At 48.8% G+C, this 22,018-nt stretch carries 20 protein-coding genes and 1 pseudogene; 5 read left to right on the forward strand and 16 right to left on the reverse strand.

Annotated elements, in window-relative coordinates:
* Window positions 1-110 precede the first annotated feature (110 nt).
* From tilS to FYJ51_RS11880, 13 genes are all read right to left on the reverse strand, one after another.
* Window positions 111-1,322 (reverse strand): tRNA lysidine(34) synthetase TilS, encoded by a 1,212-nt coding sequence (tilS, locus tag FYJ51_RS11815; protein ID WP_154505810.1) that lies wholly within the window; start codon window positions 1,320-1,322, stop codon window positions 111-113.
* A 37-nt stretch (window positions 1,323-1,359) separates the two neighbouring features.
* The gene (locus tag FYJ51_RS11820) at window positions 1,360-1,926 is read right to left on the reverse strand and encodes a hypothetical protein (protein WP_105304721.1); all 567 of its coding nucleotides are present in this window, start codon (window positions 1,924-1,926) and stop codon (window positions 1,360-1,362) included.
* Window positions 1,927-1,988: 62 nt separating this feature from the next.
* Complete coding sequence (locus FYJ51_RS11825; RefSeq protein WP_105304722.1) at window positions 1,989-2,345, reverse strand: hypothetical protein; 357 nt, start codon at window positions 2,343-2,345, stop codon at window positions 1,989-1,991.
* Between the two features lie 71 nt (window positions 2,346-2,416).
* The gene (locus FYJ51_RS11830) at window positions 2,417-3,571 is read right to left on the reverse strand and encodes an MraY family glycosyltransferase (protein WP_154505811.1); all 1,155 of its coding nucleotides are present in this window, start codon (window positions 3,569-3,571) and stop codon (window positions 2,417-2,419) included.
* A gap of 100 nt (window positions 3,572-3,671) precedes the next feature.
* Entirely contained in the window at window positions 3,672-3,866 is a 195-nt protein-coding gene (locus FYJ51_RS11835; RefSeq protein WP_105304724.1) for a DUF1146 family protein, read from the reverse strand.
* A 3-nt stretch (window positions 3,867-3,869) separates the two neighbouring features.
* Complete coding sequence (upp, locus tag FYJ51_RS11840; protein ID WP_105304725.1) at window positions 3,870-4,490, reverse strand: uracil phosphoribosyltransferase; 621 nt, start codon at window positions 4,488-4,490, stop codon at window positions 3,870-3,872.
* Between the two features lie 1,261 nt (window positions 4,491-5,751).
* Window positions 5,752-6,354, reverse strand: a complete 603-nt coding sequence (locus tag FYJ51_RS11850; RefSeq protein ID WP_154505813.1) for an L-threonylcarbamoyladenylate synthase — start codon at window positions 6,352-6,354, stop codon at window positions 5,752-5,754.
* Window positions 6,355-6,556: 202 nt separating this feature from the next.
* Window positions 6,557-7,348, reverse strand: coding sequence for a class B sortase (srtB, locus tag FYJ51_RS11855; RefSeq protein ID WP_154505814.1), 792 nt, complete (start codon window positions 7,346-7,348; stop codon window positions 6,557-6,559).
* Window positions 7,349-7,352: 4 nt separating this feature from the next.
* Window positions 7,353-8,210 (reverse strand): peptide chain release factor N(5)-glutamine methyltransferase, encoded by an 858-nt coding sequence (prmC, locus tag FYJ51_RS11860; RefSeq protein ID WP_154505815.1) that lies wholly within the window; start codon window positions 8,208-8,210, stop codon window positions 7,353-7,355.
* Entirely contained in the window at window positions 8,207-9,286 is a 1,080-nt protein-coding gene (prfA, locus tag FYJ51_RS11865; RefSeq protein ID WP_408022622.1) for a peptide chain release factor 1, read from the reverse strand. The genes prmC and prfA overlap by 4 nt, the downstream gene beginning before the upstream one ends.
* Before the next feature lie 83 nt (window positions 9,287-9,369).
* Window positions 9,370-10,536, reverse strand: a complete 1,167-nt coding sequence (gene rpoD, locus FYJ51_RS11870; RefSeq protein WP_154505817.1) for an RNA polymerase sigma factor RpoD — start codon at window positions 10,534-10,536, stop codon at window positions 9,370-9,372.
* Between the two features lie 98 nt (window positions 10,537-10,634).
* The gene (locus FYJ51_RS11875) at window positions 10,635-11,264 is read right to left on the reverse strand and encodes a YesL family protein (RefSeq protein WP_154505818.1); all 630 of its coding nucleotides are present in this window, start codon (window positions 11,262-11,264) and stop codon (window positions 10,635-10,637) included.
* Window positions 11,248-11,886, reverse strand: coding sequence for a hypothetical protein (locus FYJ51_RS11880; protein WP_154505819.1), 639 nt, complete (start codon window positions 11,884-11,886; stop codon window positions 11,248-11,250). The genes FYJ51_RS11875 and FYJ51_RS11880 overlap by 17 nt, the downstream gene beginning before the upstream one ends.
* A gap of 352 nt (window positions 11,887-12,238) precedes the next feature.
* On the opposite strand from FYJ51_RS11880, the gene FYJ51_RS11885 reads away from it, so the two are divergent.
* Window positions 12,239-13,366 carry an IS110 family RNA-guided transposase gene (locus FYJ51_RS11885; RefSeq protein ID WP_154505820.1) on the forward strand — a complete coding sequence of 376 codons (1,128 nt, stop codon included), beginning with the start codon at window positions 12,239-12,241 and terminating at the stop codon, window positions 13,364-13,366.
* A 465-nt stretch (window positions 13,367-13,831) separates the two neighbouring features.
* Here the strand turns inward: FYJ51_RS11885 and FYJ51_RS11890 are convergent, their stop codons facing one another.
* Window positions 13,832-14,167, reverse strand: a complete 336-nt coding sequence (locus FYJ51_RS11890) for a Cif family virulence factor (RefSeq protein WP_154505821.1) — start codon at window positions 14,165-14,167, stop codon at window positions 13,832-13,834.
* 2 nt (window positions 14,168-14,169) lie between these two features.
* Complete coding sequence (locus FYJ51_RS11895) at window positions 14,170-16,113, reverse strand: NAD(P)/FAD-dependent oxidoreductase (protein WP_154505822.1); 1,944 nt, start codon at window positions 16,111-16,113, stop codon at window positions 14,170-14,172.
* 145 nt (window positions 16,114-16,258) lie between these two features.
* Here FYJ51_RS11895 and FYJ51_RS11900 point away from each other — a divergent pair, with 145 nt between their 5' ends.
* Both FYJ51_RS11900 and FYJ51_RS11905 read left to right on the forward strand, forming a co-directional pair.
* On the forward strand, window positions 16,259-17,479 hold the full coding sequence (locus FYJ51_RS11900; protein ID WP_154505823.1) for a PucR family transcriptional regulator: 1,221 nt from the start codon (window positions 16,259-16,261) through the stop codon (window positions 17,477-17,479).
* Window positions 17,480-17,733: 254 nt separating this feature from the next.
* Window positions 17,734-18,837 (forward strand): Fic family protein, encoded by a 1,104-nt coding sequence (locus tag FYJ51_RS11905; protein ID WP_105304738.1) that lies wholly within the window; start codon window positions 17,734-17,736, stop codon window positions 18,835-18,837.
* 582 nt (window positions 18,838-19,419) lie between these two features.
* Here the strand turns inward: FYJ51_RS11905 and murB are convergent.
* Entirely contained in the window at window positions 19,420-20,442 is a 1,023-nt protein-coding gene (gene murB / locus FYJ51_RS11910) for a UDP-N-acetylmuramate dehydrogenase (protein WP_154505824.1), read from the reverse strand.
* A gap of 253 nt (window positions 20,443-20,695) precedes the next feature.
* On the opposite strand from murB, the gene FYJ51_RS11915 reads away from it, so the two are divergent.
* Entirely contained in the window at window positions 20,696-21,253 is a 558-nt protein-coding gene (locus FYJ51_RS11915) for an NADPH-dependent FMN reductase (protein ID WP_154505825.1), read from the forward strand.
* 144 nt (window positions 21,254-21,397) lie between these two features.
* A pseudogene (locus tag FYJ51_RS11920) lies at window positions 21,398-21,804 on the forward strand (HAD hydrolase family protein).
* Window positions 21,805-22,018: the final 214 nt, after the last annotated feature.

Here is a 22,018-nt window from a genome sequence, read left to right on the forward strand (position 1 = left end):
CCCATTTCAAAAAATCGATAATTATTTCTGAAATTCCTCAGATAAGCTTTAACTGGGAAAACAGACAAAGTGGACAGAACCGCATAACAATCGCATTCTGTCCACTTTTGCTATAAAACTTGAGATTTTATCACATTCACCTGCGGTTCCGCAGTATAGTGTTGCACATCGCAGCCAAGCCCGGGCACCAGGATCACGCTCCCCTCCCGGTTTACCAGCACCGGCCAGATCAGCCGTTCGCATTTCGGAATCTTCCGGTCAATGAAGAACCGATTCACTTTCTTTGTGCCGAATCTCATTCTGATCTCATCGCCTTCCTGAGCATTGCGGATCGTCACCGGAAAATCGTTCTCCTTCACGCTCACCGCATTCACCCCGGGCTCTCCGGGAAGAACCCGGAACCATTTTCCGGACAGGTTTCTCAGTTCTTCCAGACTCCTGGCAGTCTCTGCATACGGAGCCGGTTCCTCCATTGCAAAGAACCTGCCATCCTTCTCTGCCAGCAGTCTGCTGCCTGCCTTCTGCAGGAAGTCATCGTGCTTCAGAACAACCTGATCCAGCTGCTTCAGATTGGCCAGGCTCAGCTTCTTCTCCGGATCAATCGCCATCCGGAGCAGAGTAACCCGATCCTCTTCTTCCATCTTCCGATAGGAAGACAGAGAAACCGAACGATCCTGAATCAGCGTCCCGACCCGGCATCGTCTCTCCTGCAGCACCGCATTCTTCGAGCGGATCTCCTGCAGCACCATATTCCGGGTGAACGCATCCATCGGTCCTACTTCCTTGCGGATCCGGTTGCGGGAATATTCTTCGGACTCATTCGTGGAATCGATGCAATACCGGATGCCATGTGCCTGACATAAATCCTTCAGTTCTTTCTTGGTATAGCCAAGCAGCGGCCTCTCCACCAGCATGCCCTGATACATCATCTCTGCCTTCAGACCATAGTATTCCGGCACGAGATTCCGCTCTTCCTGCATCAGATATGTCTCGATCAGATCATCCTGCTGATGCGCAATCAGCACGCCCTGATATCCATATTCCTTCACGATCCTGCAGAAGAACGAATACCGCCATTCTCTGGCAGCTGCCTCAAAGTTTCCTTCATAGACAAACGGCTCATCCCGCACATAGAACGGAATTCCATGATCCTTGCAGAAGGATCTCAGATACGCCTCTTCTTCATCTGCTTCGGGGCGATGATGATAATTCACATGCGCACAGCCCACTTCAATCCCCTGCTGCAGGCACAGGAAAAGCAGGGCCATGGAATCAGGCCCTGCCGATACTGCCGCCAGCCATCTGCCTTGTCTCAGCTTCACGAACAGAATTCTACTCCGAAACCAGCAGATCCGTAAATCACTCTACCGCGGCAGTCTGGAAGAACAGATGGATGAATCTCATCCGGATCTCCCGGAACAATTCGCTGTCCGTCGGAATATGTGCCTTCACTTCGATGACCCTGGCCGTATTGATGTATCTTGCATCATTCATGTACAGCACCGAAGGCTTATTCAGCCCTTCCGGCTTGCCGATCTGCATCAGGTGAATCTTTCCGCACGGATTGCGTACCTCATCATATGCCTCCGCATAATGCACCGGATTGCTCGTCATCGGAATGATGAATGCCTTTCTCCGGCAGATATTCATGCATAAGCCGAAGTGCTGATAGCCCATCTCATTGAGATATGCCTGGCCGAAATCCATGTAGCAGATATCACCCGGATCAATCCTCACCCCGATCTCTTCTCCCGACTGATACTGATTGCGCAGCACCCAGTTGGCTTCTGAGATCATGCTTGCCTCGCAGCAGGCAGGAAAATAAGTGCCATAGACTTCTGAGCGGCTCTGAATATAATTCTTCCAGGCCGGCGGGTTCGGGCGTCCTTCATCGAGAAGGTCCCTCACATCATGATAATTAAGCATTGTATTCTGAACTCCTTGTCTGATTCTTCTTACTCATCAGGAAGTTCATTCCCCTGCATGGTTCAGAATTTTTTTCTGATTCCGCCCGCAAGCCCCATCATCAGCAGCACAAACCCGATTCCAAACAGAACTTTCGGCAGAAAACCCGTTCCTCTTAGCAGGATCCTGAAGATCGCGGAAGCCGTCAGAAATCCGGATCCCGAGCAGGTCATCACCTTGCCCTTCACGGACAGTTCTTCCTTCATCACGCCGAAGATCAGATGCACTGCCGCAAACAGCAGAAGACTCAGCCAAGCCACATTCACGAGTTCAGAACCCGCATGAAGGCGGAACACCATCCATCTGGAAAGAAGAAAGCAGATTCCTGCCTGAATCAGGCACTGTGATACGATATCCTCGTTATGTATCTCACGCTCCATACGCCATCTCCATCTGCAGTAATCATAGGAGCAGAATCTGAACATTCCGTGAACACCAGAAAAAAAGATGCTCAGTTTGATTCCGCTGAGCGATCTTTCTTCTCTTTCTCTTTTTCTTCTTCCATAAGAATCACCGTATCCACCGGATCCTCTCCCTCTGCCATCTTCGGCCATCCGAACAGCTTATTCCAAACTGACAGGATCGGATGCCACTTCGGATTGATCATGCCCGTATATTCGATGAAGATATCCGAAATCAGCAGCAGAATCAGAATCATGATCATGCCCGCCTTCGGATTGAAATACGTCAGGATCGCCGAGCTTGCAAACAGAGCCGTGACAATATAGAGCACTATGACCGTCCGCTTATGCCCGAGCTTCATCTTGAACATCAGCACATGATGCAGATGGCCGCGGTCCGCTTCCATGATCTTCTGTCCCTTCAGCTTTCTGCGGAGAATGGCAATCAGCGTATCGCTGATCGGAATGAACAGCACGAGAATCGGCAGACCAAGCGTGATCAGTGCCGTCGTCTTGAAGCCTAGCAGCGACAATGCTGCAATCGTGAAGCCCATGAACTGCGCTCCGCAATCCCCGACAAAGATCGAAGCGGGATGGAAATTATACGGCAGAAAACCAAGAATCGAACCGACCAGGCACAGTGAGATCACGCAGATATCACGCCGTCCCATGAAGAAGCCGAGCAATCCGATCGTTGCCGTCACAATCGAGCAGATTCCGGAAGACAGTCCATCCAGACCATCAATCAGATTGATCGCATTCGTGACCCCGATCAGCCACAGGAACGAAATTCCCTTCACGATAACCGGATTATCAATCTCCAAAGAAAAGATATGAATATTATCAAGTCCTAAATTTCCTGCTACCAGTGCCGTCACTGCTCCGGCAACCTGAAACAGCAGCTTGATCTTCGGTGGTAGGTCGTAGATATCATCCAGGAATCCCCCGAGAAAGACAATCGCTCCTCCGATCAGGATTCCGTTCAGCTTGTCATCTGCCTTCCAGAGAATCGAAAGAGACAGCAGAAAAGCCATATAGATCGCAACACCGCCCATCCGGACAATGCGTCCATGATGAACCGTTCGTTTATTTTCAACCGCATAGATTCCGAGCCTGAATCCCACCCGCTTGCATACAGGAACAAGCACCAGAGAGATCAGGAACGGAATCATGAAGTATGGAAGTGCACCTCTTACAAGATTCATAGATCCGCCTAATTGAATATCAGCCTGTTTATTATACCATGCACATCCAGAGAAAAAGAGCCCGGGAGAATATCGCCTCCCGAAGCCCCTCTCTTCTGTTTCAGAAATACAGGAACGCCATCACGAACTGCGCCGCAAGCGTGGCTAATGCAAGAACCAGAAGCCAGTAGAGAATCTGCGCTTCTCTGACATGCCCCTTCTTCAGAAACCGTTCAAAGTCCACTGCACTCATTCCGGTGAAGCTCAGAATGAAGCAGATCAGATAGATCAGAACCCGGACAATGAACTCAGCCATGCATTACTTCGTGCCGAAGATACGGTCGCCCGCATCTCCGAGACCCGGCACGATATAGCCATTCTCATTCAGCTTCTCATCCATCGCAGCCAGATAGATATCCACATCCGGATGAGCCTTCTGAACTGCCCTGACACCTTCCGGAACACCGACCAGGCATACAAGCTTGATATTATTCGCACCGCGCTTCTTCACTGCGTCAATTGCCGCAACCGCACTGCCGCCGGTTGCCAGCATCGGGTCAACGATCATGACCACAGACTTATCAAGATCCTTCGGGAACTTGGCAAAATACTCATGCGGTTCCAGAGTCTTCTCATCCCGGTACATGCCGATGAAGCCGACCTTCGCTGTCGGCACCAGTCTGCGGATGCCATCCAGCAATCCGATTCCTGCTCTCAGAATCGGAACAATCACAACTTCCTTGCTCAGTTCATAACCTACACACGGACCGATCGGAGTTTCCACATCTACCGGCTGTGTCGGCAGATCGCGGCATACCTCATACGCCATCAGTTCTGCGATTTCATCAAGATTCTCGCGGAAATCCTTGGTTCCGGTATCCTTGGAACGCATCTGAGTAAGCTTATGGGTAATCAGAGGATGATTCAGTACTTCCAGCATTGAGAAGCCCTCCTTCTTTTTTCCAATTTCACATGATAAAAGAAACCAGCAATCTCTGCAACCTCCAATTGCAGAGATCCATCGCTGCATCCGCATCCTTTCCCCGGATTCTGAAGGAAACCATATTCTGAACAGTACTTCAGACTGCCGATGATCCCTGTCAGAGAATGAGGAAAATGCTATATACTTGAGGCATGAACATTCTGATTGCTCCGGCAGTTTTCACACACGAATACAGCTCCATGGCATTGCTTTCCAGGCAGCTGATCCCGGCATTGAAGCAGGCCGGCCACCAGGTTTCTGTCTGTGCACCGATGCCGCTTTCAGAAGAAGCTTCTTTCTTTCCTTCCCCATACTGCCGAGAACCATTTCATCTGTTTACCCTGGACTATGGCCGCAGTGCAGAAGAATACCTCTATGCAGCAGGCATGCTCAGGAAAGGGTTCCTGCGCGAAGACCTGAAATATCTCGAGCAGGCTCTGCAGAAAACAGAACCTGACCTGGTGCTGAACCTCGGAAGACCTGCTATGCAGATTCTGGCAGAAAAAAACCAGATCCCGGTCTGGTCTGCCGTGCATTCCTCACTCTACCGCACCCGTCCGTTTCCGCGTGAATGCCTTGATGATCTGAATGTCATTCTGAAAGATCTGAAGCTGGATCAGATCCTGCATCTCTCTGACCTCTATGCCCACTCCGCCAAACGGATTGCGTTCGGTCCCGTGCAGATGCAGCCATTCAGCGATNACAGCAATCTGATCCGCTGCGGTGCAGTTCTTCCTGCCCAGGAATCCGTCCAGTTTTCAAAGAAGCTCTGCATCTATTTCACCGAAACCCATACCTCTGCGCATAAGCTCCATCGCATCATCCGCGAAGCATTCCTCGGCGCTCCGTATGAAGTCTATGTCTGGTATCCGGGATGCCGTCCTTCCAAAGAAGAGAACCTGCATATGCTTTCCGAACTGCGCCAGCAGAATCTTGCCGGCTCTTTCGTTCTGATTCACGACGGCACTTCTTTCCTGTTTAATACTGCGATGGCCCTCGGCATTCCGCAGGCCATCATCAGCGACGGCAGCTATGAACGCAGCTGGAACGCAGCTGCCGGACACCGGTACGGCTTTGCCCAGGTGCTGCAGGAAGATGAACTTGCCATCGGAACCCTCTATGAAACGTACCGCATTGTCTGCAGCGATGACCGCTACAGAGAAAAAGCCGCCGATGCCGCAGAACCCATGCATGCACTAAACGGCCTTAACCCATTGCTTCAGGCAGTCAATACCCTCTGAATCTGTTCCATCGTAACCGGTCCCTGTCTCAGGATGACCGGTTCTTCTTTCGTGCAGTCGATGATCGTCGAAGCTTCTCCAAAATGAGGCTCTCCTTCCATCATGCCATCGAGATCCGGACATGCATGTTCAATCTCATCCAGACTCGTGCATACCGGTTGGCCCGACTGATTGGCCGATGTCATGAACAGCGGACACCCGACTGCTTCAATCAGCTTCTTCACCGGCTCACTGGTCGCCATGCGTACCGCCAGCGTCTCCATATTTCCATTGACATAGGCAGGAACCTCTGCCTTTTTCTTCAGGATCAGCGTCACCGGTCCCGGCATGAATGCCCGGATCATCTTCTCGCCAAGCGGCGTCACCTCAGCAACCGTCTTAATCTGCGCTTCATCGCTGCACATGATCGGAAATGCCTTGGTCAATGGCCGATGCTTCACATCGCGCAGATGTTCCTGAGCCGCCTCGGAATCCATGCGTGCGCAGACACCGAACACCGTATCCGTAGGGACGGAAATCACGCCGTCATGATTCAGGATCTCTGCTAATTCTTCTGTTTCCTCTTCCCGGAATCTTCTCATTCTGCTTTTCCTCTAGCGGAACATAGACAGGACCATGCTGAAAATGACAATGACTACCATCACCAGCATGAAGTTCCGCATCGCTTTCTTCTTTCTGTTCATCGGGGTCCTCCCAGAGATGCGGTATTATTCTAGCATCTTCCGCCAGAACGTCTATCTCCCTCCGAAAAAGCGACGGGAATCACTCCCGCCGCTGAATACTTCATGCAATCTTCGTAAGCTTGCAGAATAATGCATACCTGCCGTTATACGCATCATAGCGGCATGTCGAGAGCGTGACGATCTGATCTTCAGAAGATACCGTCACAGCCGATGTGAAGGTGGACTGATCGATCTTGTCCTGCACATAGGCATTGAATGCTTCATCACTTTCGAAGCTGATCTGAACATAGCCAGCCGCCCCATCCGTTAGAATGCCTGCAAACGGCTCCAGCTGGTAGATCGCATCCGGGGTCTGCAGATACAGCACTTTGTGGCCGTCATACCAGTCCTGTTCCCGGTACTTCTCGACATCCGCAAACATCGAGCCATTGCGCATATGGTGCGCGTACATCACCGTATTGCGATCCGTGAATCCAGGCGAATTCGTATAGTCGATGAAGATGCAGCCGGAATGATTCACCGTTCCATCAAACAGATGCTCCAGGTAATACTCATTATCCGTTCCCTGCACGATCGGATAGTCAATCTCCGAATCCGGCAGCGTCAGCCATCCGGAAACGTCCGGATTGATGTCGGCAAGCTTCGTGAAGTCTGCTCTGGTCACCCCATCCGGAAGCGGATCCTCAGCAGCTGCCGAAGCCTCCGGAACTGTCTCTACCGCAGCGGCCAGTTCTGCATAGGCATTCTGGCTGTCCCGGTATTCCTTGATGCCCGCAAACAGCTGATAGCCCGAATATCCGGCCACGCACAATGCTGCAATCAGAATGATCTGAAAGAACCTTCTGCCAGCCTTCGTCAGCTTCTTTCCGGATTTCTTCTCTCCCTTTGCCATGGTGTTACTCCTCAAGTCCGAAATAGACCATTAACATCCGGTCTTTTCCATTCATGTCTTTCAGGATCTCGAAGCGGGCCTCCGGCAGATATTCCTTCAGCAATGCACTCATATGCTCGCGCTGATCCCAGCCCATCTCAAACGCCATGAACGAACGCGGTTTCAGCACTTTCTGACAGTCGCGGAAAATCTCCCGGTAGAAGAACAAGCCATCCTCGCCGCCAAACAATGCCACATGCGGCTCAAAGTCCACCACCGACTTCTCCATCTTTTCATGAGCAGGAATATACGGCGGATTCGAAATCAGCACATCCAGCTTCACGCCCTGCTCAATCAACGGCTTCAGCATATCACCGGCCGTGAACTCGATCGCTGCTTCATTCAGCTCGGCATTCTGCTTTGCCGTCTTCAGTGCTTCTTCCGAGATATCGGTTGCCCGCATATGCACTCGCGGCTCTTCTTTCGAAACGGCAATCGCGATGGCCCCGCTGCCCGTTCCGACATCGGCGCACTCCACGGTTCCTTCCGGAAAATACCGGTCAATCCGCGACAGGATATGCGCACAGAGCTCTTCCGTCTCCGGACGAGGAATGAGCACATCCTCATTGACAATCATCTTGTAGCCATAGAACCACGAATACCCGAGCACATGACTCATCGGCTCCTGCTTCAGAATCCGCTCCATGCCTGCATCAAATGCCTTCTCGAGATCTTCCGGCATTTCTTCTTCATAATGCAGATACAGGTTGTAGCGCTCTTTCTGGCTCAGCTCCACGAGAAATGCCATGACGGTTTCCGAAGGAACATCATTCTGCTCGCAGAGCTTCTCATAATGGCGGACTGCTTTTGAAAAAGTCGTCATGCGTTTTCTTCCTGCTCCAGTTTCTGCTTGTCATCTGCCGCCTGCAATGCCGCAATGATGTCATCCAGCTTTCCTTCCATGACCCGATCCAGCTGCGTGATCGTGAACCCGATGCGATGATCCGTCACCCGGTTCTGCGGATAGTTGTACGTTCTGATCTTCTCGGACCGATCGCCAGTCCCGATCTTCGCCCGGCGGATCTTTCCTTCTGCTTCTTCTTTTTCTTTTTTCAGCTCTTCATAGACCCTTGCCCGGATCAGCCGCATCGCCGTCTCGCGATTCTCGATCTGCGATCTGCCCTCCTGGCAGTTCACGGTGATTCCGGTCGGCACATGCACAATCCGCACTGCCGAATCCGTCTTGTTGATATGCTGACCGCCAGCCCCGGAAGCACGATGCGTCTCAATCGTCAGATCCTTCGGATCAATCTCGATATCTGCATCCTCCGCCTCCGGCTGCGCCAGTACCGTAGCAGTACTCGTCTGAATTCTGCCCTGGGACTCGGTCTTCGGCACTCTCTGAACCCGATGTGCACCAGACTCATACTTCAGGAACTTATACACATTGCTGCCCTTGATCTCAAAGATGATCTGGCTGAAGCCCCCGGCTTCACTCGGCGAAGCCTCCATGACTTCGACCTTCCATCCCTTGGATTCCGCATATTTCGTATACATGCGGTACAAGTCTCCGGCAAAGATATTGCCCTCATCGCCGCCTGCGCCGCCGCGGATCTCCATAATCACATCATGATCATCATCCGGATCCTCCGGAATCAGAAGATGCCGGATATGTTCGAGCAGGGCTTCCCGCTTGGGAACACATTCTTCCAGCTCTTCTGATGCCATCTCTTTCAGCTCTGCGTCGCTCTCCTTCTGCATCTCTCCGGCCTGCTCGATTCTCGCATCGAGATCCTGAAGTTCATGCCACGCTTCCACTCTGGACTCCAGTCTTGCCTGTTCCTTGGAGAGCTTCGTCATCTCTCTCGGATTCTGGAGTACTTCTTCTGAAACCAGAAGATCGCTGATCTCCTGGCTGCGTTTCTCAATCGCTGCTAATTTTGTATGAACTGCTTCGATATTCATCGTCCTTTTTCTCCTTTACGCAAAAAACAATCCCAGAAGAGAAAAACGCTACCGATGAAATGCCTCTTGAATTCGCATCAGTTTCTCCAATCCCGGAAATCTGACTTCATTGCATAATTCCGGTTCAGCTTGCGCAGCGCCTTGGACTCGATCTGACGGATTCTCTCCCGCGTCACATCGCACTCCTTGCCAACCTCTTCCAGCGTCTTAGGTCTTCCATCATCCAGACCGAACCGCATTCTCAGAATCTTCTGTTCCCGATCACTCAGCGTCGATAAGATCTTATCCATCGCCTCCTTCAGGAACTGATTATTCGCATACTCCTGCGGATTGATCGAAGTCTTGTCCTCAATGAAATCTGAAAGCGTCGAATTCTCTTCCTCACCAGCCGGTGTCTCCAGAGATACCGGCTCCTGGGAGATCTTCATGACCTCTTCCACTTTCTTCGGCGTCATGTCTTCCAGCTTCGCCGCAATCTCTTCATAAGAAGGCTCCCGGCCAAGCTCCTGCACCAGCTGCTTCTCGACCCTTCTGACTTTCATGATCTGCTCGCCCATATGCACCGGCAGGCGGATATCTCTGGACTGATCCGCAATTGCCCGGATCATCGACTGCTGAATCCACCACGTCGCATACGTGCTGAAACGGAATCCCTTCGTATAGTCAAACTTGTCCACTGCACGCATCAAGCCCATATTGCCTTCCTGGATCAGATCCTGGAACGAAAGACCGCGCTTCACATAACGCTTGGCAATCGATACCACAAGTCTGAGATTGCTCGAGATCAGCTTCTGTCTCGCTTCCTCATCGCCCTCTTTGGCACGCTTGGCAACCGTTACTTCTTCCTCTGGCGTTAACAGCGGAATCGAACCGATCTCCTGCAGATAAAGCTTCACGGAATCTGAAGTATGCGAACGCCGGGACGTTTCGATATAAGGATCCGGACTGTCCGGCTCCTCTTCCTTTTCTTCTTCGTCCTCATCGCCTTCTTCGTCTTCTTCCTCAGCCTCTTCTTCTGCCTCTTCGCTTTCTTCCTTCAGTTCTTCCGGAATCTGCCCGACCAGAATATCATGTTCGCTGCACCAGTCAAACAATTCATCCAGATCTTCTTCCGAAAGCTTCAGTTTCTGCGCTTTCTCCTGGATCTGTCCCTGGTCGATCTCTTCTCCTGCCTCACTCCTGCGGAGCAGTTCCTTTTTCAGCTCCTCCAGAGAACCGATTTCAATTTTCTCTTTCACTGCCATGCAAACTCCTCCAGCTCATGTATTCAAAACAGAAGCACTTGTCTCTATTTTAACATAAGAACCAAGGAAGCTATTTTCCCCCGAGAACAGGGTACCCCCTATTGTTCCGAAGGAATCCGCTTCGCGAAAATCCTCAGATACCAGCTCGAGCACACATACGCAATCAATGCAAACCCGATCACAAACCAGAACAGCGTCGAACCCGAAAGACTGCCTCCGGCAGCCCCGACCAGGATCAGCGGCAGCACCCGCAGCACCACGCAAAGCAATGTAATCGGCAGCTCTGCCAGCGCCAGCCGCCATGCATTATCCAGATGCTTCGCAAACGGATTCTCGTATCTTGCAAACAGGACGACCAGCCACGAATACACGCTGATCACTGCCACATCAATCAGAAACAGAACCGAAAGTACCGAATTCCCGTATCCATCCTTTACGGCCGAATACGCAGCTGCCTGAATCGCTGCCGCAATCGCAAGCGCAATCTCCACCGGCAGACTCTTCACGAAATTCTTTGCGAAGAACGAAAAATACTCTGAGATCGTCCGATCATCTTTTCCTTCATGAAGATGGTACATCATGTGATACATGGCCGCCGTCGCATCCGCAATCGTCACAACCGGAATACACGTCAGCAGAAACAGTATATTCACGAGAATCAGATCCGTGATCTTCGCCAGCACACCATTGACTTTCCGATTGGTTAGAAGATTACTGTCCTTTTCCATATTCCTCTCCTGCAAGCTGAGCCAGAACCTCAGGGATTACTTCCGGTTTCTTCGTCTCCGCAAAGAACCCGATCACCGGATCCTCTATTCCGCTCTCCTCTGCAAATGCAGTATCCTTCAGCGAATACCCGCATGGCACATTCTCTCCTTTTCCCGGATCCGTATCGCCATTCGCCAGAACAAGAGGACCAGGGTAAGTCTTCACCCGCTCATCCTGCACTTCATCCCTGAGATCCAGAAAATACCCGTATCCCGCCAGCACTTCAAACGCATCTTCCGGCGCAATCAGGATATCCAGCGTACCAGCCGAGCTCAGCGTGCTGAGGGCCAGCAGATCCTGCTCGCTTTCCACCTGATACCCGCTGGTCACCGATACCTTCCCATCTGTCTGCAGGGCTTCCTGCAGAGCCTGTTCCAGAACTGCCGTCTCTTCTTCCGTCAGCACTGCATTGCATACCGCAGCCGAATACACATTCCTCGATGGATGGCGGACGGAATAGACCACATAGAACGCAAAGAGAATACAGCCGGCAATCACTGCTGTCTTCAGAAGATAGTAGTCTTTGAACTGCTGCAGCTTCTGCTGCAGATTCAGATTCTGATGATTCTCTGAAGAAGACATATAACCATTTTATGACAGACCGCGTATGGATTCAAACACCCGGAACCATCAAAAAAGTGCGCAGTCTATTTTGGACTACGCACGTCGAAGAGCCCTTCAAAGCTGATTGAAGTACAAGTTTCTGTGGAGCGCAGAACTAAGAGTCCTGTGGAGACTGGCATCCCTGCAACAGCGAGCAGCTATTGCCTGCTGGAGCAAACGCTCATCCAAGAAGCAGGAAGCCCAGGTGCTTTAGACAATATGTAAAAGCCCTCCATTAACTTGTGTGTTCGAGGATCATCCCGCATACTTGTTATTGGCTTAATTAAAAAGATGGGGGAAGTTGCCTCATCCAAGAAAGGAAGGCCTTTACATGATAGCATACGTTGGAATTGATGCACACACTACAAACTACACTCTCTCAACTTATCTTGAAGGATCAGCAGCACCTGTGAACACCAACGCCTATTCTCCTTCTGTTTCCAACATCGTAAACTACTGCAAGGGGATCAGGAAAAAGATTGGAAATGATACAGAGATCATTGTCGGATATGAAGCAGGCTGCCTCGGGTTTAAACTGAAGCGTGATCTTGAGGAGAAGGGTCTTACCGTAAAGATCCTTGCCCCTGCTTCGATTACCGGAACAGAAATCAACAGACGGCGCAGGAAGAAAACAGACAAGCGGGATGCTGAAGCGATTGCCAGATCGCTGAAGAATCATGAATACAGCGAAGTCTATACCCCCGATGAAGAAGATGAATCAGTACGTGATTTCATCCGTATGCAGCAGGATCACAAGAAGCAGCTCAGAGTGATCAAACAGCAGATCTGTGCGTTTACCACCAGGCATGGATACAAATTTACGGATGGCAGGAATTACTGGACAAAGAAACATCTGAAATGGCTTAAGGAGCTTCCTCTGGAGGGGATCAATAAGGAAACACTGGATTCTTACCTGCTGTCATATGAAACAGTTTCTGATCGAATTGAGCAAATGAACAAACGCATTGAAGAAATTGCTGAAACGGATAAATACCGGGAAGCAGTTCACAAGCTGATCTGCTTTAAGTCAGTGAAAGTACTTACCGCTCTGGCTGTGATTGTGGAAATCGGAGATTTCACCAGATTCGTTAAAGCAAAGAACTTTGCGGCATTTCTGGGCCTGGTTGCAGGAGAACTCAGCAGCAGCGATGATCAGAATCAGACGGGAATAACAAAACAGGGAAACACCTTTTTGAGAAAACTACTTGCCGAATGTGCACAATCTTTCTCAAGGGCATCATCTGGCAAAAGTGAAGCACTGAAGAAGCGGCAGGAAGGCAACGCTCCTGAAGTCATTGCATATGCGGACAGAGCGAATGAACGCCTCCGGAAGAGATACATGCGTCTTGTGCTTCACAATCGAAAGAACCATAACAAAGCAACGNTAGCCATAGCACGTAAGCTGGCATGCTTTATATGGGGAATGATGACAGGCAATATTCATACTGTTCTTGCTTAAAATGATTCTATCGATTATCAGGCAGTCAAGACTTGCGTTGAGCACTTCAGATCAGGAAATCATTGAATGACCTAAAAACAAAGAGGAGGATAAGAATTAGATTGAAGGCATCAGGAAGGAGCAGCCCGGATTTGAACTGGATGGTTCAGCTATCTGCGGCGGGGCTATGATGGCACCTTTCCATGGTGATCCACGATTTTAGACAGCAGAGCTGGCGGCGAAACCATTGGCCTGTGGGGTGGGAGAGCAGTTGTCCCTGATACACGTATAACAGAATGGCTAAATACCGCGAACTGTTGAAAATCCGAGACTCTTTCCTCATGCCTTCAACAGCAAAGGAAAAATATTGAATCAATCTGAAACTAACACTTGACATTGGCTTTTACATAACAGCCCTGGGTAGCTCACATAGTGATTCCAGAGAGTCAGCATGATCTGCCGGCTTCTGAAATAAAGGGTAACCTCTTATCTCGGCCTCACGATGTATTCCGTGATGAGTCCGTCTTTATTGCAGGTTGCAGCACCGATGCAGGGGATGTGCAGCCCGGCAAGCTCAACATCATATTCCATGGAATTCGGATTCAGCTTTACGATCTTTGCTTCTACGGAGTAAGTTTTAAAGACACCTTCAAATGCATTCTTCACGCCTTCCCGTCCGCTTGCCACAACATCCGGGAACTTCAGCAAGCGTGCGCCGCCGTCAACGAAGGAGCATTCCTCTGCAAAGAGGGAAGCAACCTGATCAGCTTTGCCGGAATTCAGTCCGGCAACATAATTCTCAAGAACTTTGCTGACGTCCATGCTCAGATCTCCATTGCAGTGCGGTAAGCCTTGTAAATCGCCCACTTTGCATCCTTGACTGCTTCGGCATCACCGATCACGCAGACTTTCGGTGCAAGTCCATTTGCATCAAACGGCACATACGGCTTCGATCCAAGAGCGAGCACGACGGTGTCGTATCCCTCAAGCCGGACTTCTTTTCCATCCTTTTCCGCAATGACGCCGCCAGGGATGAATTCCTTGACCTTTGTCTCAGTGCTGATTTCCACTTCCTCATCTTTCAGACGCTTCATGAGTGCATTGCGAACTGTGAGATACAGAGTCGGAGCAACCGCCGGGAGCATGTCAATGATGGTCACTCTGGTGCAGTAGTCTGTTGCAAATTCTGCAGTCTCAACGCCGACTTCCCCGCCTCCGACGATGAGCACGGACTGCTTGAGAACTGGATCACCCTGCAGGACATTGTTTGCAAGCACCACTCCGGTCTCTTTCAGACCAGGGATATTCGGCACAAGCGGTTTTGCTCCGGTTGCCATAATGAGAACGTCAGGCTTCAGTTCTTTGATCATTTCCTCATCAACTTCCGTGTTCCATCTGATCTCGACTCCATTGACCTTGCACTGATGCAGCATGTAGCGGATCTCTCTGGTGAGCGGCTGCTTGAATGGCGGGAACGCACCGATTCTGAGCTGTCCACCTGCCTTGAGCGCATCGTTCTTCTCAAGCAGGGTTACATGATGTCCGCGGTATGCCGACATCCACGCAGCAGTAAGTCCGGCAGGTCCTGCACCGACGACCACCACATTCTTCGGACTGTCGGTCTTTGTGAGCATGCGGTCTGCGCGGTGGCTGGACTGCGGATTGTACATGCAGCCGACACCCCAGTCGCCCGGCATCAGATTCTCCGGATAATTGAACTCCATGCAGCGCTGCGTGCAGCCGATGCACGGAATGATGTCTTCGATTGCTCCTCCGACGACTTTGTTCGGGAAATCAGGATCCGCAATGGACTGACGGCCGAGGGATACGGCATCGCAGTCTCCGCGGCGAAGAGCGGTCTCAATGGTGAACGGATCATGGAACAGACCGACTGAGAACACCGGGATGCTGACTGCTTCCTTGATTCTCCGCGAGCTGGAGAGGTTCCATCCGGACTGCCATGCGGTAGGCGGGACGATTGTCTCCCAGGTTTCATAGGTTCCTGCGGAAATGTGCAGCGCATCATAGCCGTATTCTTCGAGCATGGAAGCAAACACAACGGTTTCCTCCATCTCAAGACCGCCGATCCGGTTCTCCTTGGAGCTGAGACGCGCTGTCACGACAAAGTCTTCACCGCATGCCTTCTTGATGCCTTCGACAACCAGCTTCATGAAGTAGGCTCTTCCATCCAGACCGCCGCCGAATTCATCGACGCGTTTGTTGGAACGTGGGGAAAGAAACTGGCCGCCCATGTAGCCATGGGAAGCGTGAATCTCAACGCCGTCGAATCCGGCTTTCTTCATCCGGACGGAAGCATCGACATAATGCTGAATCAGGTCATGCACTTCCTGCGTGGTGAATTCATGCGGCTGCTCACGGTTGGTAGGGCATGGAACAGAGGAGGGTGCTGCGATCTTCTCTCCGGCCAGCGCCGAAACGGTCTCACGGCCGGCGTGATGCAGCTGAACGAGCGTCTTTGCACCATGCTGATGGATTGCGGAAGCAAGTTTCGTCATGCCAGGGATGCAGTCATCTGTCCAGACCGCCGGTTCGTGAGGCATGCCGACACCGCGTTTTTCGACTGCCGCAATCTCAATGATGATCAGACCGAATCCGCCGGCAGCACGTGCGCCGTAGTAGTCAATGGTGTTCTGATTGACGAATCCCTGCGGGTCAAAGACACCGGAATCCATTGCCGGCATGATCAGACGGTTCTTGACGTCCAGACTGCCGATTCTATAAGGACTGAAAGTAGTAGAAAAACGCATAATAAAAACTCCTCCTTCACCTGCATTTTGTGCAGATTTTCAGATTGTGATTGTGATCACACCCTCTTCTAGGTAAAATATTAAAAGGTTTTCAAATGATTTGATAGAGACGGAATAACCAAATTCACAGGAGGAATTCGTCAGAATGACGAAATGGAAAGAAACCAGAAATCACGTCCGTGAAATAGATGCCTATAAGCTTTTCTTCAATGAACTGATCTACAGTTCGCCAGTTCATCTGGTCAAAGCCGCAGCTCAGTTTTTCGGGATGCCGGTGCTGCTCACGGATGAGGAGTATCAGCTGATCTCCCTGTATCCAGAGGAGAAAATCGGAAATGATATCTATGATGCACTGCTCGAGAACGGTGTTCTTCCGACTCCTCTGATCCAGGAGTATCAGGAAGAATACCTGAATGCTTCCGATCGTGTGTATGATCCGTTTTATGCCGACACCGGTGCTGTTGCGGAATGTCCGCGGATCTTCAGCGAAGTATACGGTGGAAACAGAATCTACGGTCATTTTGCAATCATGATGTTCCAGAATCCGCTTGAAGCCGAAGATCTTGCATGTGCAGTGGTCTTTCAGAAGGCACTTCAGATCGTCATGGCAAGGATGGCGGACCGCAAGCCGTTTGAAAATGATCGGTTGCTTCTGGATCTGCTCGATGAGACTTCCTCCACCTCAGTTAAGGATTTCGCCCGTGAGAAAATCGAAGCGGTCATTCATCCGATTTATGCTCTGCTGGTTTTCCCGCTTGGAGAAGGTGCTTCCTCGCATGCATTTGCAGCAATGCAGAAGAACAGACTCCCAAGCAGGTTCTACGACGCAATCGGGGTGATCTTTGATGACGCTCTGATCGTGCTGTTCGGATCTCTTCATGATCCCGGAGGATTCACCAGTCAGGAAATCACATTCTTCGCAAAAGCCGCAGGGACTCTTTCCCCGGCAGGAAGATGCGGAGTATCCCGTCCATTCTCCAGTCTTGCCGCAATCCGCGATCATTATATTGAAGCAAAGCTTGCATCAGATGTGGAAGGGGAACAGCCTGTGTATTTCAGCAAGCACATGATGGATTCACTTGCTTTTGCAATCCGTCCGGACATTCCTCATTCCATTTTCATTTCTCCGGTTCTTGGAGAAATACAGGCATGGGATAAGAAAAACCATACCGACTTTCTTCATACGCTGAAAACCTACCTGTTCAACCTTAGGGACAAGGATCTTACAGCTTCTCAGCTGGACATTCACCGGAACTCTCTGTTTTACAGACTCGGAAGGATTCAGGAACTCTTCCATCTGGATCTGGATGATACCGAAACTGTTTGCCAGCTGATGCTGGGATTCACCCTGAGTGAGCATGACTGAGCTTCTGACTTCCATACCGTTTCCGATTCTCCGCACCATTGTCCTTTGCAGCATGGATCTCTGGCATGCATTTCAGATTCATTGAGAAAATAAAAAAATAATAGTTTGGATTATTTTCTTACATTCCCCAGGCATGATCCTAAGTGTACTAATGAGTAATAGTGAAATTATAGTGTAAAATTAGTGTAATTTTAGTGGGCTTTTAATGGACTTTTCTGATCTTCTCTGGGATAATCAGTCTGAGGTAAACGCACATGATTAAAGCAGTTCTGACGAATGATTCGCTGAGATATATTACGGAGATTGAGAAAAACAGATATAAAGTTTCGGAAATCAATCTGCCCAGATCTGCTGCCAGCAGACTGCGCAAGAATTCGAAAAAGAAAAGTTCGTATGCATCAAACAGAATTGAGGGCAATCCGCTTTCTGAAGAGCAGGTTGATGAAGTGATCGATAGAGATGAACACAAACATTTTCTGAAACCTGAGCAGGAGGTAAGGAACTATTTCCTTGCGCTGAACTACCTGGAGAAGCAGGCTGAGAAGAAAGAAAAGTTCTCTGAGAAACTGATTCTGGATGTACAGAAACTGGTAGAAAAAGGGGCATCAAAGGAAAAGATCGGTCTTCGCGGGCCGATGCCTCCTGGCGTGCTTTTTGCTGTATATGATTCACAGACAGGCAATCCGGATTACATTCCGCCAGAATATTCTGATGTTCCCAAGCTGCTTGATGAGCTCGTTCAGTATGTGAATACGACGGATGATCATCCGGTGATTGTTGCAGCTATCGTCCATTATCAGCTGGTGACAATTCATCCGTTTGAGGATGGAAACGGGAGAACTGCCCGCCTTCTTTCCGGATATATTCTTGATATTAACGGATATGGATTTAACGGAATCGGCTCACTGGAAGAATATTTTGCGTATGATGTGAATGAATACTATGAATCTATCCAGATGGGATTGCCGGCACTTTACTATTCCGGCAGAGATAATCCGCCTCATCCGGAAATCTGGATCAACTATTTTCTCAGAATGGTTCAGCTATATTCCGATAAGGTCTGCGAGCTTTCAGAAGGATCAAGCAATGAAGCAGTTACAAGCAGTCTTTCTTATCTGAAAGAGAAAGAAAAAGGGCTTCTCCTGTTTCTGCTGACGCACTACAGAAGAGAATTCACTCCGATTGAGGTCAGCAGAGAATTCGGCGTAACAAATAAAACGATCATCAATAGATTATCCACCTTGGTAAAGAATGGGTTTGCAGAACCTGTTCTGGCGAAAGAACGAATCAGATCGTATACGCTCAGCAGTTTTTCGACGGAGCATGAAAAAGAATTAATAGCTGCTCTCAAGAAATAGGGGAGTCCATAGTAGATTGCTGAGACATCAGTTGTTCATTAGCAGGAAAATCGCCAAAGCTATCTGATACATATTTTAGAAAATTGTGATCAGAGAAGATAGAAATTGTATTCTGTAGAGCAATACGAAAGTTGCTATACAAATATATTGGGGATATAGTTCGGTTCAGAAGTTTTTACGATTATTAAATTCGAATAGCGGTAGTACGATTGGCTCCCTGCAAGTATTGCATCTGCAACGTTTGCGGGATTGTTTCAAGTATCTGTTTCTATTCCCCAAAATAGAAAAAATTCAAATTTGGGGAAGAGAAAAGTATGGTAAAATTGCTTTCTTGTTGCTCATAAAGCGAAAGAATTGCCTGAACCAACTTACTAGCAAAGTTGGCAACTTGATCACCCGCTTCTTAATTTGATCATTTCTTCAGCAACGATCAAATTGGAGGAATGAAATATGCATAAATTCTCCTGCCAAAATAATTCGGGGGAGTAAACGAAATTGCTTAGCCGCAAGAGCCGACGGCATATCGGCCATGTCGCCGCATATGACGAGAACATCTATCATTTCTTGTTTGCAGAGGAATTATTATTCGATTTCTAGAACCTCTTGGACAATTGTTATACCAAAGATATCTTCAACTTTCTTCATAATTTCTTCTCTTGCTTGTGCAAGTGATTCATAAGAGTACGCTGAAATATTTGTTAAAACAAGTGCGTTTCTGTCATAGACTTGCATTCCATGCATTAAAACGCCTTTTAAGCCTGCTTGCTCGATAAGCCACCCCGTGGAGATTTTGTATTTTCCATTTCCCATGTAAAATGCTTTTAAATGAGGATAACTTGAACGCAATTCTTCTAATTTATTTTGATCGATCATTGCATTTTTAAAAAAGGAACCTGAATTTGGAATAAGGTTTGGATCAGGCAGCTTCCACTTGCGAATATCCATAACAGCATCACGAATCATTTGCGGTGTATATTGGGTAAGTCCCCGTTCTCTCAGAACTTCTTCAACCGGTTTATAAAATGGAGGTCTGGGATTTCCTTTTCTGAGGCGAAGCGTTACGCTGCAGATAATGTAACGGCGCCATGCCTTTCCTCTGAAAATAGACATTCGATAAGAAAACTCACAGTCGTTCTTATCTAATGTTACAAAACAATTTTCAATTGTGTCATATGCCTCAAGTTCAACAAACGTCTGTGAGATATCTTGACCATAAGCCCCAACATTCTGTACAGGAGCAGCGCCAATCGTTCCAGGAATCATTGACATGGCTTCAATTCCTGAAAGGTTATGACGACAGCTTTCAGCAACAATTTCATCCAGAATATTACCCGCGCCAAACTGAATTGTTACGCTTTCATAATCTTCATTGATTAGCTTAAAGCCTTTAATTTTCATATGAAGGATAATGCCTTCAAAGCCATCATCATTTGCCAGCGTATTGCTTCCTTCTCCCAGGACAAAGGTTTTAAGCTGATGTTCTCTGGCAAAATTCATTACATCAGCGATTTCGCTTTTTTGATTAATTTCGGCAACAAAGGAGGCACTGCCGCCTAATCGCATTGTTAAATAATTCCTCAGTTTTTCGTTTCTTAGTAGTTTCATGGGTCATACGTAGTAAAAATCTGAGAACCATATTATCACGTATGCTCGCATTCAATGAATCAAATGATTCTGATGATTCTTTCTGGAATATATTGTGATTTTCGCAAGGCTTTCCAAAAAATTCCATTATGTTTTTCACAATCTGACGGCGTGATTTTGATCTTTACATTCCGGGCATATGAATTTTATTGCCACTCAAAACCAGTTATGCTGTTAACAGATCTTAAATATGTAAACATATAAGGAGAACCATATGACAAAAATTGTATTTATCACTGGATCGATGCGCAAAAATTCCTTCAACCGCCAGCTTGCCAATGAAATTGCCGGGATGATTGGTTCCCGGGCAGATGTTTCCTTCCTGGACTATGGGGATATTCCGTGGATGAATCAGGATATTGAATTTCCGGCGCCTTCTTCGATCAGCAGGGTTCGCTCCATTCTGCAGGAGGCAGATGGCATCTGGATCTGTTCGCCTGAATACAACGGCACCATTCCGGGTGTCCTGAAGAATCTTCTGGACTGGGTATCCCGGTCGCTTGATCCAAATGATCCGGCAGGACTTTCCGCCGTGGCTGGCAAGAAAGTCACCATCAGCGGTGCCGGAGGCAGAGCAAAAACCGGCTCAGTTCGCAGCCATCTCGCTGATTTGTTAACTTTCATGCGCATGGAAGTCATTGGTAAGGATGGAACTGGTATTGCTGTCGGTGCTGTTGGCTGGAAAACAGATGTTCTCAGCCTGGATAAAGAACAAAAGGCAGAACTAAATGCTCAAGTTGATACCTTTCTGAAAGTCATCAGCGAAAAGTAAATTAAAATCGCAGAAAATGAAGCCGGAGGAGAATGAAGCTTCTTCAGGTCATTTTTGAATTCAGGAATCCATTTTTCCGCCTTATATTAAGTGAAANAAAAGTATCATCCCGAATCATAAAGCAGTCTTTCAGGAGAAAAATACATGAAATTGATATTCATTGACGTTGACGGAACGCTTCTCGACTATGAAAGCAACCTGCCGGATTCTGCTAGCCAGGCAATCAGAGAGACACGAAAAAAGGAAATCTGGTTTACATCTGCACTGGAAGATCAGAAGCAGAAGTCTATGATTATATCTGGGAAATCGGCCTAGATGGAATGATCGGTGGGAATGGCTCCTATGTCAAAGATGGAGACGAAGTGCTTCTTGATCAGCATATTTCAGCTGAAGATGAGAGGAAAATTGTAGATTGGCTCCAGGCAAGAAACCTGGAATTCTACCTGGAATCCAATAACGGTCTCTTTGCCTCAGAACACTTTGACGATGAAAACGGGAATCGTGTCATCCGGGAATACGCTTTAAAAAAGGTCCCCTTCGGTGACCACTAGAAACACATTGTGCAGGAGCTGAAATTCCTGCACGTTTTATAATGTAGTTATGCTGGACGAAAAGCTTTATTCTGATTATCCCTTCTATGTCGTATCCAGTTTTTCAGCAAGCCGAATCCGAAAAAACAGCAAGCTCAATCCGATGAGACCGGCATGAGTCCTAGACCGCTTCAGATTGATCTGATTTCTGAACAGGAGGCAGTTTGGTGTTCAG

The sequence above is a fragment of the Stecheria intestinalis genome (genome assembly GCF_009696165.1).
GTDB classification, from domain to species: Bacteria; Bacillota_I; Bacilli_A; order Erysipelotrichales; family Erysipelotrichaceae; genus Bulleidia; species Bulleidia intestinalis.